General features: G+C 38.5%; 10 protein-coding genes and 4 pseudogenes. 11 read left to right on the top strand and 3 right to left on the bottom strand.

All coding sequences use genetic code 11. The features are described from left to right. From JCM10512_RS22260 to JCM10512_RS25190, 11 genes and pseudogenes are all read left to right on the top strand, one after another. Window positions 1–1,081: RHS repeat domain-containing protein (locus tag JCM10512_RS22260; RefSeq protein ID WP_148298508.1), on the top strand; the 1,081-nt coding region annotated here is incomplete at its 5' end. Between the two features lie 188 nt (window positions 1,082–1,269). Next, window positions 1,270–1,680 carry a hypothetical protein gene (locus JCM10512_RS20345; RefSeq protein WP_148298507.1) on the top strand — a complete coding sequence of 137 codons (411 nt, stop codon included), beginning with the start codon at window positions 1,270–1,272 and terminating at the stop codon, window positions 1,678–1,680. Between the two features lie 167 nt (window positions 1,681–1,847). Further along, window positions 1,848–2,381, top strand: a pseudogene (locus JCM10512_RS24415) (RHS repeat-associated core domain-containing protein); the annotation flags it as partial. 636 nt (window positions 2,382–3,017) lie between these two features. Further along, the gene (locus tag JCM10512_RS20335) at window positions 3,018–3,458 is read left to right on the top strand and encodes a hypothetical protein (RefSeq protein ID WP_044165704.1); all 441 of its coding nucleotides are present in this window, start codon (window positions 3,018–3,020) and stop codon (window positions 3,456–3,458) included. Window positions 3,459–5,080: 1,622 nt separating this feature from the next. Then, a pseudogene (locus tag JCM10512_RS25195) lies at window positions 5,081–5,552 on the top strand (RHS repeat-associated core domain-containing protein); the annotation flags it as partial. A 57-nt stretch (window positions 5,553–5,609) separates the two neighbouring features. After that, complete coding sequence (locus tag JCM10512_RS20310) at window positions 5,610–6,002, top strand: hypothetical protein (protein WP_148298506.1); 393 nt, start codon at window positions 5,610–5,612, stop codon at window positions 6,000–6,002. Further along, entirely contained in the window at window positions 5,999–6,313 is a 315-nt protein-coding gene (locus tag JCM10512_RS20305; protein WP_044165695.1) for a hypothetical protein, read from the top strand. Before JCM10512_RS20310 ends, JCM10512_RS20305 begins: the two co-directional genes overlap by 4 nt. Window positions 6,314–6,693: 380 nt before the next feature. Then, window positions 6,694–7,470, top strand: a pseudogene (locus JCM10512_RS20300) (RHS repeat-associated core domain-containing protein); the annotation flags it as partial. 120 nt (window positions 7,471–7,590) lie between these two features. Beyond that, window positions 7,591–7,743 carry a hypothetical protein gene (locus tag JCM10512_RS23145; RefSeq protein WP_206777885.1) on the top strand — a complete coding sequence of 51 codons (153 nt, stop codon included), beginning with the start codon at window positions 7,591–7,593 and terminating at the stop codon, window positions 7,741–7,743. A 7-nt stretch (window positions 7,744–7,750) separates the two neighbouring features. Continuing rightward, window positions 7,751–8,239 (top strand): hypothetical protein, encoded by a 489-nt coding sequence (locus JCM10512_RS20295; protein ID WP_148298504.1) that lies wholly within the window; start codon window positions 7,751–7,753, stop codon window positions 8,237–8,239. An 835-nt stretch (window positions 8,240–9,074) separates the two neighbouring features. After that, window positions 9,075–9,254, top strand: a pseudogene (locus tag JCM10512_RS25190) (DUF6984 family protein); the annotation flags it as partial. Window positions 9,255–9,454: 200 nt separating this feature from the next. On the opposite strand, the gene hepC reads toward JCM10512_RS25190, so the two are convergent. From hepC to JCM10512_RS20280, 3 genes are all read right to left on the bottom strand, one after another. Further along, window positions 9,455–11,452, bottom strand: coding sequence for a heparin-sulfate lyase HepC (gene hepC / locus JCM10512_RS20290; protein ID WP_044165690.1), 1,998 nt, complete (start codon window positions 11,450–11,452; stop codon window positions 9,455–9,457). Window positions 11,453–11,463: 11 nt separating this feature from the next. Then, window positions 11,464–12,753: a DUF4995 domain-containing protein gene (locus JCM10512_RS20285; protein ID WP_044165708.1), complete on the bottom strand. Its 1,290-nt coding sequence runs from the start codon at window positions 12,751–12,753 to the stop codon at window positions 11,464–11,466. Between the two features lie 472 nt (window positions 12,754–13,225). Further along, window positions 13,226–13,911: RagB/SusD family nutrient uptake outer membrane protein (locus tag JCM10512_RS20280; protein WP_044165689.1), on the bottom strand; the 686-nt coding region annotated here is incomplete at its 5' end.

Genomic DNA, 13,911 nt, shown 5'->3' with positions numbered 1-13,911 from the left:
CCACAAATATACTGAATATGAGTATGATGAAAATGGTCGTATGACGCAAGATTTGAATAAAAAGATTACCGATATTCAATACAATTACTTAAATTTGCCATGTCGCATAACGTTTGAGAACGGTAACAACATTTCTTATCTTTATGATGCAAGCGGTACGAAACTTCGTACTACGCACGTGATTGGCAATGCTACGACTGTGACTGACTACTGTGGTAATGTGATCTATGAAAATGGAATTCCCAAGACTTTGTTGACCGAAGCCGGTTATGTAACGTTGTCTGATCAGAAGTATCACTACTTCATACAGGATCATCAGGGAAATAACCGTGTTATTGTCGATCAGAATGGCGATGTGGAAGAAGTGAACCATTACTATCCTTTCGGTGGAACATTTGCAGGCTCTTCCTCGGTTCAGCCTTATAAGTATAACGGTAAGGAACTGGATCGTAAGAGTGGATTGGATTGGTATGATTATGGTGCTCGGATGTATGATGCTGCACTGGGGCGTTGGCATGTGGTTGATCCGTTGTCGGAGAAGCATTATGGAGTTAGTCCGTATGCGTATTGTGGTAATGACCCTGTAGGCCGGATTGATCCAGATGGGAGGGATTGGATACAAGATCGCTTTGGCTCCTTTTTATGGGATGCTACAGCAACAAATCAGGAGAGTACCCGTAACGGCTGGAGTTACATTGGGGCAGAACTGCCACAGAATACAGACCGTTATCGTATTTTAGAGGAAATAGACGGCAGGTTGTATCACAAAAACACAATAAATCCGTTTGCTTCTTTGGTGAATGGTCTCTTTGGTGCAGGTACGATGGTTGAGAAGAAATCCTATGATCCTGAGGAAGATCACATGATGCAGCAAGCTGTGGAGACAGGGGCAGAGATGGCTGTTGGAGAAATCGGTGGAAGAATAGCAGGAAAGATTGTTGGAAAAGTTTTCCCAAAAGCTTTTGATTCTAAATTGGTTCCGTTAGGAAGAGGTGTTACAGGAAGAAATGTTCCAAGTGGGTTGTCTGAACAGTTAGCTATGGATGAAATTCTATCGAACCCCAATTGGGGAGGAGCATAATACAAAATATAATGGATCCACGTTGGAAGGGATGGAGCAAAATGCAGTATATACATACCTCTCAAACAGGAAAAGATATTGTGATACATTATGTTGGACAATTTAAGAATGGGAAATTGGTCGCCGTAGATGATTTTAAATTTAAATAAAATATGAGAGTAAAATGTATAGCTAATAAGCATAGTAATTTGGAAAAATATGAATATCAACCTTTAATAGATGGTCATTTTGGAAGGTTTGATGTGTCTACGCAATACGAATATCCGATAATAGTAGGCGAAGACTATATTATTTTAGGAATGATTATGTTTGAGAAATATTTGGCTTATTTGACGGACAATAATGGTCTTATTATTACTGTTCCATGCTATTTATTTGAAGTTGGAGATCCTAAAGCTCTTCCTAAGGATTGGTATTTTAGAGTGGTGGGTAGAGATGAAAATATATATCCGTTTATTCAAGCGATTTGGGGATATGAAGATTTATGTAAAGAAAAACAAGCATATGAGAAGTTGATTGTTGAAATGGATGAAGAAAGCCAGAGATTTTATTTTCATAAAAAGAATGAGTTGCTGAAAGAATTTATTGATGGGCTATAAAACTCAAGTTATAATGAATTTGTTCAGAAGATGTTTTATCCCTCATATAAGTTCTGCTTTTTATATAAACATTTAATTATTACCTTGGTATGGAATTATTTTAACTCTGTACCAAGGCGATTTTTTATTATATTTTGAACTAAATGCTGAAATAGAGATCGCTTTCCCAATATAATATTTTAAATTTGCCTAGTCAGCTAACGTTTGAAGACGGTGACCACATTTCTTCTCTTTATGGTGGAAACGGTACGAAACTTCGTGCTACACACGTGATTGGCAATGCTACGACTGTGACTGATTATTATGGTAATGTGATCTATGAAAATGGAATACCCAAGACTTTGTTGACCGAAGCCGGTTATGTAACTCTACCTGATCAGAAGTATCACTACTTCATTCAGGATCATCAGGGAAATAACCGTATTATTGTCGATCAGGATGGAAATGTAGAAGAAGTGAACCATTACTATCCTTTCGGCGGAACATTTGCAGGCTCTTCCTCGGTTCAGCCTTATAAGTATAACGGCAAGGAGTTGGATCGTAAAGGTGGTTTGGATTGGTATGATTACGGTGCGCGTATGTACGATGCTGCGTTGGGTAGATGGCATGTGGTGGATCCGTTGTCGGAGAAGTATTATTCAGTAAGCCCGTATGTATATTGTGCAAATAATCCAATAAAGTATATAGATCCGACAGGTATGTTCCTTGATGATATATATCATAACGAAAAAGGACAGGAAATTTTCCGAGTAAAAAAAGATGATCCAGATCGACTTTTCGTGATTAAAACGACTCAAACTACAGACCAAATGTATGGCAAAGAACAAAGACCTCAAAAAGGAATTGCAAATCCAATATCAAGTAAAAGTGCTATTGATACAGAGAATGCAATTAAAACGGGAAATCTAGTTGGAGAGCATATGAGTAATGTTCAAGAAATAGGATCAGCAAAAGCTTTGGTATCTATGATGAGTAGTATAAAAGATAATGGAAAAGGAGGGATTGCAGATGCGAATAATAAGGAGTATTACGGCTCTTTTGATGATAAACGGAATGCTATAAATACAGGAAGCTCTGCAAGTGGTAAGCCTTCACTAGGGAAGAATCTAGTTTCTGGTAGTGGAGATTTTTATAGCCATCCAAGTGGAACAGAAAAGATTGTAAAAAATGGACAATCATATACAGGTTCATGGGCTCAACCTCCATCAAAGCAAGATATTTCAACCAGTTCAAAAAGGATGGAAATAGTTGTTGGTATGGGGAATAAAAGGATTTATATCTACAATAACAAAGGGGTAGTTGCTACTATTCCTATCACTATAATAAAATGATAAAAAATGAAGAAATCAATAGCTATTTTATTTGCTTTATGTTTTGTTGCTTCACTTAAATCGCAAAATATGAGCAGCTTATACGAGAAAGCAATAGATCATTGCTATAAAAGGCTGAATAGTACCTTAGATACGGATAGTTTATACATTAGCGATTTATCAGCTTGTGAAAATAGTAATTTCCCGTATAACATAAATATTGGTAATAAAAAAATAAAGTTTGGCATTCCAAACGTGGATGAGAAAAATCCATTTGGAACCGTCTATAAACTCAATTATCCAGAGTTAGAAAATGGCTTTGTTACAATTTCACTTGGCATTTACTCTGTACGATATAACAATGGTGACAAGTTATTGATATTTAATGGTATATTATTATATGAATTTAAATATAATAAGAGGAAAAGAGATTATGTCTTAATGAGAAAAGTTGATTCAGGTATGTAATATTCATTAAAATCTTGGTGTATACAATTAGAATCAATATAATTAAGAAGCACTTTATTGCCTTACCTTGGTATGAGTTGACCAAAAACCAATTTATATCAGGGTATTTAATACAGAAGAGAATATAATTTTGATTCTCGGACATCTGTTAGGGAAAGTGGTTATATTGTCCATACCTATTGTAACAGAAGGTCATAAGAAAACTGGGACTTTTGATACTACTGGTAGGTATTATGAGAAAACTAAAGAATTAGATTCTATTCTTGAATTATTTAAATAAAAACAAAATGGAAGAGCTAAAGATTTTTTTTATTACCAATGGCTATAGACTTTCTTATTGCTCGTTTTATAATCTGGATAGTAGAACCTATTCCACCATTTAGTATGTTTTCTACAGTATGTGTTATACATTTTTCTATGTATTGGAATTTCTGTAAGGATTGCTATAATGGTATGAGTCTTGGAAAACGCATAATGGGAATTCAGATTATAGATATAAAAACTCTTAGTATAGAAAATTATAGTAAATCCGTGGAGATGCATAGTCCATGATCTTTGTTATTTTATTGAATTTATAATTTTTCTTGCAAGTTCTCAAGGGTTGCGAATAGATGATTATCTGACTTCTACAAGAGTGGTTAAAAGAGATTGTAAATTACAACAAAAGATCAGTCCAGCTGTTTTCATATTCATTGGTCTCTTTATTATTTGGGTAATAGGAAGTATCCTTTTTTTTACACAAGGCTAGAGGCACGTATTTATAATAATATGAGTTAGTAGTTCTAAAATGATTTAAGTTGATTAAATGTAGCTGGATTATATCGGGGTGTTTTATTTTACATCTATGATTTTTTGGAAAAAAAAATGATTAGGATACTCTCTACGATATTTTGCATAAAGCGTTGGAGGCAGGAGCAAAATATATTCTATAAACTTTAACAAAGCGAGATGTGAAGAAACTTTTATTTACTGCTATTATTTCAGTCTAGTTTTCTTGTAATGGGAGACAAAAGCAGTCGGGTGTGTCCAATGGTAAAAGCTAAGTGACAAAGATACCACCCAGCATGATAAGGGAAAGAAAGGAGAATCGAATAAACTAGTTACTTCTTATACTCCTTATTTTAATAAACCTAAAAATAAAGAGGAATTAAAACTCTGGAAGAAGAATGTTTTGGAAGAGGGAGATTCTTACTACTATTAGCAACTATCTAGTTATTATTCCCAACATAATGAAATGCTTAAATATATTCAGGCAATAATAAAGAAGAATCCAAATTCTGATACTTATCAACTTGAATATTAGCGCTATGCAAAAAGCCTGATGAAGACAAATTAACATAAAAGGTAATAAGGTACTTGATTGAATTATCCAAAGTAAGCAAAGAGGAAAATGGGCTCTTTTCCTTTGCCAGAAAGTATTTGGCAAAAGAATATCGTGAAGGTATTTATGTACTCAAGGATACAGTCATAGCGAATTACCTTTATAATGATGGTTGTAATCTGGATTCTATTCTGAAAGCTCGCAGGATAAGAAAATAGATCTGAGTTCTTAACCCTGATATAACCTGACTAAACATCAACCTATATCAAGGCATTTTGGGATAAGGCCTTTTCAAAACAATGCCACTAACTCCGTTTTCGGAAATGGAATGAAATTAAAAAACCGTTCCAACCAGACAACGGAATACACCTATACAAGAATGGCAAAATGACCAAAAAATTAAACAATAATATTACTGATATTCAATATAATTATTTAAATTTGCCTAGTAAAGTCACGTTCAAGGATGGTAGTACCATTACTTATACGTATGCGGTGAACGGAACGAAGCTCCGCACAGTGCACAAGATAGGAAATACTACCGCTACAACGGTCTATTGCAGATAATAGTGTTCAGCCTTAATAAGTATAATGGCAAGGAATTGGATCGTAAAGACGGTTTGGATTGGTATGATTACGGTGCGCGTATGTACGATGCCGTGTTGGGACGTTGGCATGTAGTTGATCCGTTGCCGGAGATGTATTATGGAGTTAGTCCGTATGCGCATTGCTTGAATAATCCAGTGAGATATGTAGATCCTAAAGGAAAAGATATTTAGGATTTTCTTGGAGGAGTAGTACATTCCATTGGTTTAAATCTTAGTTTTGGATTGGCAAATACAAATACAAAATTTGTGTCCAATGCCAGTCATTATAATGCTGGACGCAATGTAGGTGATGTTGTCAGTATTATTGTAGGTGCAGCTGAAGCATTAATTGGTGGAACTGAGGCTGTTGCCGGAACTGGGGGAACTGTAGTTACTGCAGAAACCACTAAAACGATACAGTCTCCAGGGAAAGATGGAGCTACCTCTAAGCATATAATAGAAACAGAATCAAAGGGAAATACGGTTTCAAAAACGCACAAGGTGACAGATCAAAAAGGAAATACAATACATCAACACCAAGATTTTGTACCTCAAAATCTGCTTAAAGGAGAAAAGGCAAATACAAGACAATTTCCTGACGAATGGGTTAAATATCCTAATATAAATACGAAATGAAAAAAAATGAGCGAATTACAATAGAAGATTCCATTCTAAAAATAACAAATGAGCTATTACAAGAATGGGAGGAAAGATTTCAGAATATATCTATTCGTAATGATGTCCCTTTTGTGAACAGAAGTCATGATGAATTTGATTATTTTTCTGAAATAGAAGTTAACTACTGGCGTGAAAACGGTTCTCTTGCAACAATGTTTTCTATCATAATTTTTATGGAAAGCAAACACGTTTTGAGTGTAGACGAAGCGGAAAACTATATACGAGAAGAAATGGAGACTTGCTATAATGAGTGTTCAACTGATACTTAGTTTATAGTCTTTGCATGTTTGTGTTTTCGTCCGACTAAAACTGATTAACTAAATCCCGTTGGCCTGTTCGCTAACGGGATTTTTACTGTACTTTATGAGTATGCTTGCTTCATCTTATTATCTCTAACACATCGATCATTTTGAATACACGTGCTTTGTCCTTTTCCAGAGGCTTCTGTCTCTCATTTTTTTTGACTAATGATTTTTCAGCATCACATCCGCACTTCCCACCAGAAAATTCAGCGATAAATCCAGCGTCTTCGCAATCTTGCGGCCGGCATGTGCTTGCAGGATAGGTAGCACATCCTTTTGTTCTCACTCATGGACGAAGAGACTCTACAGCATATCTACAAAACCTTCCTGCTTAAAGAATCGCTGCATTGCATTATCAAGAAACAGTTGCAGGCAATATTCCTTGTTTTAATGGCAATGTCAGCAGCATGAGTTAGGGAGCCGGACAGTTAGGAGCAAGCAACGAAATGACTCGAAAAGGTTATCGCTTTACATACGACAGGCTTTCCCGATTGCAAGATGCAATTTACGGTGAAGGCAGCGGATTGACTGGTAATAGTAACCATTTCAATGAACAGGTTACTGGTTATGATAAAATGGGCAATATTCTGGGACTACTCAGGTACGGTCAAACCTCACAAACAGGTTATGGCCTAATAGATAACCTGAATCTGGTTTACAATGGTAATCAGTTGCAATCAGTCAACGACAACGCTACAAACTCTGTTTATGGCAATGGAATGGAATTCAGGGATGGTGCGAATCAGGTTGTTGAATACGAATATGATAAAAACGGTAACATAACTAAAGATTTAAACAAAAAAATAGCTGATATTCAATATAATATTTTAAATTTACCTAGCCAGATAACGTTTGAAGGTCGTAATAGCGTTAAGTATCTCTATGATGCGAATGGAGTAAAACTTCGTACGGAGCATAATCTAAACGGTGATACGCAAATAACTGATTATTGTGGCAATGCGGTCTATGAGAATGGTGCGCTCAAAATGTTGTTGAATGAAGCGGACTATGTCAGCCTACTGAATGAGTTTTTCCATTTCTATCTGAGAGATCACCTGGGGAATGTTCGGGTAGTAGCAGATAAAGCTGGACATACGAAGGAAGTAAATGACTACTATCCTTTTGTTGCCGCTATTGCCGATAACTAGGTGTATAGTTCAGGATATATTGGAGCTAATTCCACTACAGGATTGGGGAATAATAGTCTTGCTGGGAGATATTTCCAAACAATGTTTTCGGGTCTGATGAAAAAAACTGATTTCACTTTTGGAGGAGCAGTTTCTTCTTTCAAGACAGGGGCGGAAAAAAATCTCTCCGGCATGTACAATAAATATCCTCAAAGAAGGCCAAATCAAATAAATTCATTATTGAAACCGTTATATCCACTTTTAAAATAGTTGATTTATGAAAAGAATCTTTTCATTGTTATTCCTTTTTTATCAATTTGTTTGTGCTTTTTCCCAGAGTTATATCAATAATGACTCTATTCCTATACTGTTTGAGACAGATAAGGGTTATAAGCCTCAAAAGAAGATGATGATAGCTAATAGTGAGATTTTTGACACTTTGAAGATTTCATCTAAGGTTATAGTAAACTTTGAATATCCTTTAAAAGATACTTTGTCTGTAATCGAAGTAAAGTCCATAGAGATAATAGACTTGAGAATTTATAAGATCAAAAATAAAAAACATATCTTTTTTGCAACATACCCCAATAAAAAGGCTATGGATAATAATGAGTCTTTTGTGATTGAGTTAGTTAAGAGTAAGTTGCGTTATTGGTATAGATACCAGCCTTACAAGTTGATGTTAGGAAAAGAGTTCTGGGGCAATAAAGTGGCTTTTGGTGGTACTTTTTATATGATTCCTTGTAAAGGCTCTATTGAACTATAAATTGATAAAGCATGTTTAGCAAGTTTGTGTTTTGGTCTACCCGAAATTAAGTAGGTAACAAATCCCGTTGGTCTTACTAGGATCATCTGCAAAAGATGAGGAGTATACATAAAACTCCGTTAATCTATGCAGGAATAAGAGGGTGTTCATTACTTCCCTTAACTGAGATCAGCCTTAAATCTAAGGAGATCGGCTACATCTATAAACTAATTAACCGGTAAAATATGAAATTTAAGCGAGTTACAGAATGATACAACACTTTCATGTCATAGTCACTTTTTGCTGTAACCGACTGATTGATAATTTGATATATTGCGTCTACTTTTCTGAGACTTCTATTCAATAGATAATATCGATTTCCAATGGCTGTGTACTTAGCAAAATCTCCCATTAGATAGTAGTAAACAACTAGTTAAAGACATTTTTGTCCATTACATTTCCTGTTCCACAGATGTGGAACGGCTGACTCACTATTGTGGAACAGATGTTGCACATAATGTGGAACAGGCGTCGCACATGATGTGCAACAGAAAATAGAAGGGAATAAACCTGAAAAAAGACTGCTTAAATCCACGAATAGTTGCGTACGATACGGTTCATAAAAGAGCTTATTTGATGAATTGAAAACTCTGTTTTTGGGGAAACAAGCAATAGCTATTGCTTATCAGAATAAAATGATCCCCAAAAAGAAGGCGCATTGTAATTTATTGATATACTGAATAATATGCAAAAAAGTGATTATGACATGAGAGTGATGTATCATTGTACAGAATACCTATATCCCCCATACTTTTGCAGATGATCCGTTACTTGCGAGGAATGGGACTTTGGCTGTCAGGCCAGTGAGTGTCAGTTCAAAGATCTAGATGGAGTAACGGTTCTAGCTTCCTTGTATTTAGACACGGAAGATCAACTGTATGAGCTTGATATGTGGAAGACTGATTTTAGTCCATTGAAAGAAATACCAGAGTATTTTTCAATATATTATTTACTCTACTCATTCTTGAAAACATGAAATTAGTACCCTGACATAGAACAAACGAGATCTATGTCAGGGTAATTTTTGTTTTAGCTGTTGGATAAGATGGATAGAATCAATATCCGTTAAAGTTGGCCTAGTCAAATAACGATTGATGAGGGCGATAGCGCAGTAATTGTCTCAACAGATCCTTCCGCCATATTGGGGAGAGTGAATAACCGGCATAGGCATAGTTACTACAAACGATAGGCTAATTGCCTTTTCTTTCCATTGATGGATACTTCTATTCTTACACCGTTCTCATCATAAGCCTTATTAAGGAACTTCGCTTTGAATGTAGGAGACGTCTTCGTGTCTTTTACCGGATAAATGATTGTAATGTAGCGTACCGCATCCGGGGTATTCTTATCTATATTGAAGGAAACGGCGGTGCGGGGTACACGTTGCCGGTATGCAATGGATCGCCAGCCTTCTTTCTCGGTCAAAGACATATGCTTTTCCGAAAAGCATTGTAGCTTTACATTGCTCCTTCCTTCAAAAGTAGAGGTTAGGGTGTTGCTTTTACCATCCACATGGACAGTGCCTTCGCACAAATTGTAGTTCAGGTTAACCGTTCCTTTTGCATTGCCAACGGCTTCGTCAATAATGACAAAATATGCCTGATCAACAAAGAATACAGATCGTCTGTGCTTCAAATCCTCGTAATGCGGATTTTCGGTTACGAGGATTTGCTCGTTGCCTTCCGGTTGCCAAAGTCTGGTGACAGACTCTGTGGTTTGCAGGTTCTTTTCATCCAAAGTTAACGTATTGTGAACAGAAGTCTGACGGAACCAATTGCGAAGCTTCATCACTTCGTCATCTCCGGCATATACATAAGAACCACTATCCGGGAACAGATTCCGTCCGTTAAACCAAAGTTCAAAAGTTCCGTTATCGGGTTGACAATGCCATTCACCTTTCGGGCCGGCTTTTACGACCATGACTGTAGCATCCTGTTTCCAGCCGTTTCTGAAAGTAAAGAAGCCGGAATCCAAGGCTCCATGAGACAGGTACGACAGGGGAGAACCTTCACGGCCTTCTGTTGCGTAATAGCGTATCCATTCACAATCCGGGAAGATTTTGAGCCAATCCTGATAATTGCCAACCTCTGCCGAACGATTACCTAATTTGGCATCACTAAAACAAGGGTTGCTATAATCGGGGAAGCAAACATTGGAGTAGAATTCAATCATATGCTTCACAGTGCCCACATACCCTGCGGGGAATTCCTGACGGAAGCCGTTCACATCTGCCATACGCAAGGCTTTGCAGAAGATGTTGATTGCGGCCAAATGATAATGAGGGTCCAGTTCGTAGTGACCACCATCCGTGTAAACCTGCTTTTTGATTTCACGATTCAGGGTGTTGATACCACTCTCTCTCCAGGAGGAGGCCTCTTTAAATTCAGGAAAGAAAGCACCTGCATACACGATACGTTGGGCTTCAAACAATAGATGATTGCCTTGAGCTGAATAATTATTCAGAATGTGTAGTGCATGACGGTGATAATTTACTAAGAATTCGGTAAGGAACGCCGGAGTGAACGATGGAGAATTGACAAACAGCAAGAACTGTAAGGTCTGATCTTGCAGACGGTTGCTGACTTCCAACGGGCGCCAGGCAAAGCGTACATTTTCAGCATCACCCTTCACTTCACCCGCACTGACAAGTTTATATTCTTCCGGTTCTACCTCTGTCAGCGGATTCTTCTCAATCCAGTCTATATATTGATATGCCCATTCTTTGGCATATTTCTCATCACCCGAGAGGCGATAAGCTTTCCCCATCGGAGTAAACCATTTATGACGATGTAACTGCCAGCGCAACTCATTATCCTGAACAGGCCAATACTCCCAGTTGATATCTTTGCCATAATTATAGGAAGGTTGATACCCCTTATGTACAAAAAAGGTATGTCCCAAGGCATCATCCGCCCATTTTTGTTCTTCTTTTGATATCTTGATGTGCTGCAAATCAAGATCAGGGTGTACTACTCCGTTGCGGTGACGGTAATAATCCAATAAAGCCTGAGCGGCTTCATCCCAGTGTTGTCGGGTGCATGCTGCTTTTACTTTTTCCAAAGCCGGCTGTTCTAGATTCAATAAGGCAAAGGCCTCCTTTCGTACTTGCTGAGCTTCTACACATGCGGCAATAAACAGAAAAGTGGCGGTTAATATGTATCTTACAGTTCTCATAGTAAACTAATTTAGAGTGATTTGTAGTTGAGCCCTTTTACCCGCATATAGCGGATTAATGCTTCCAAGTAATAATAATCGGCATAATTGATAGGGGTATCGATCTCGGAGCCGTTAGGCAATGAACCTGTGGAATGCATCAAGATAAATCCCTGATTAGTGGCCACTTTGGCCAGATAAGCGTCGGAAGAAAGAGACTTCAGGAGCTTCTCCGCATAATTGAAATAAATTGCCTCATCCTCTACCAGCGTGCTGAGTTCGATCAAGGCTGAGGCTGTGATGGAAGCTGCGGAAGCATCTCTGGGCGTTTCCGGTGTATCGGGTGCATCGTAATCCCACAAAGGAATAGCATCCTGAGTTTTTACGTTGGTCATGATCAGCTGCGCCACATTCTTCGCTTGCAGCAGGAACGTGGAGTCTTTTGATTCACGATAGCAGGAAGTATATCCATATACCGCCCAGGCCTGTCCACGTGCCCAGGAGGAATCATCGCTTTTCCCTTGATGCGTGCATTTCATCTCAACGGTTCCATCGTTATTGTAGCTTACTACATGATACGATGAATGATCCTTTCTGAAATGATTCTTTAGCGTTGTCTCAGCATGCTTTAATGCTATTTCTTTATATTTGGGATCATTGGTCAGATGATTTGCATAAAACAGCAGATCCAGGTTCATCATATTATCAATAATCACCGGAAAGTTCCACTTCCCGAAATCCCATGAACGAATGCAACCGATGTTGGAATCAAAGCGGCCGCACAAATTGTCCGCAGTCTGTATCAATGCCCGGTAGGCGGTGTCAGTGGGACATGCCCGATAAGCATTGCCATAGCTACAGTTCATCATAAAGCCGATGTCGTGTGTCCCTTTATAATCTTTCAGCGGATAGAGGTAATTCGTGAATTTAACGGCAGCCTTCTTTAGTTCTTCATTACCGGTCAATTGATATGCATGCCATAAGTTTCCGGGGAAGAATCCACTGGTCCATTCGTAGATAGAAGTACAATAACGGCGAGTACCTAAGGCATTCTTCACCGGTTTCACCCGTAAAGAGTCTTTGAAAGTTACGGGGTCCCTCTGTAGTTGACTGTAAAGAAAGTCTAGGTCGTATCCCGTCCAGATAGAACGTGGCAACCAGACCGAATCACCTACATCGGCCACTGTTTCCTCCAATTGCTTCACTGATACATCTATTACATGCTTTAGCCAACCGTAATCTTCTTTAGGTTGTTTGGAAGCACAACCGGTGAATGCCTGTAACGTAATAACCGCACAACAGAATAATGCAAATTTCTTCATAAATACATTCAATAAATTACTTTCTTCATTCTATTTTCCTTCAAGCTATTTTCAACAAATTGATGGGTTTATCGTCCATTCAGGTGCAAGCCTGTTTGCTCAAAGAGCTTGGTTAGGAGGACATCCGGAAGAATCACTCGCTCGTTTTAGGTAAACTGAGTACTCGTTCCAAGCCACTTGAGTGCTTAGCCTGAGTAACCGAATACTTTGGCTCAGGTTACTTGAGTGCCAGTCTGTTAATACCTGGTCGATGGGCTATTAATACGTCAAGTTCAAGCTGTTAATACTTGAATACTCAGCAATAATAGGGCGAGCCCTGATTCTATAAGACAAATCCTTGTCATCCTATAATCACCTGGATCTCTGATAAGTATCGAACAAAACAAAAGCTAATTTGCACCTAACGTGCAGAAGATACCGTATCGATGGAGAGCCAGTTTCAGCAACTCTCCATCAATCGGTTCTTCCGGATTTATTCGTAACCCGGGTTGTTCTGATTGTTCAGCGCAGGATTAGCCTGCAACTCTGCCAGCGGTATCGGGAAGAGCTCGTGCTTACCTTTGACGAATTTATCACCCGCTACATATTTCCCTTTGAGTGCCGTATCCATATTCGTTTGGAAGAATTTCAGTGCATCTCCCAAGATGCCCCAACGCAACAGATCATATTTACGCTGGCCTTCGAAAGCCAATTCAAAACCCCGTTCCCAATAAAGTGCTGTGCGGAACTTACCGGCGGCATCTCCATCTTCGATATACGGAAGGTCATAAACCTGAGGCGCTTTCAACAGGCTGCTGTAGTTGGCGTCTGTAATAGGAGTTGCTTTCGCACGAGTGCGCACCATATTCAGCAGTTCCCAAGCTTTTGGCGTGTTGCCGGTTTCGTTATAAGCCTCGGCAGTCATCAATACGACATCGGCATAGCGCAACGGACAGTAGTTCACCCCTGTATTGTTAGGATCAACAAAGCCTCCCGGCATCCACTCTCTGCGCCATTTGCCCGGATACCAGTCAGTCACTTTGTTCTCCTCTGCATAGTGTTTAGCTTCGCTTGCACTCCATTTGTACCGATACGTGCAAACCATTACATCTCTACGCTCATCGCTTGGTTCAAAGAAATCCTTCCAGGCCGGTAATACACGGAAGAAGGCATTGGCAC

It is taken from the genome of Bacteroides reticulotermitis JCM 10512 (genome assembly GCF_000517545.1).
GTDB classification, from domain to species: Bacteria; Bacteroidota; Bacteroidia; order Bacteroidales; family Bacteroidaceae; genus Bacteroides; species Bacteroides reticulotermitis.
Note: the sequence above shows the minus strand (reverse complement) of the source record. Positions and strands in the feature narration are given on the sequence as shown.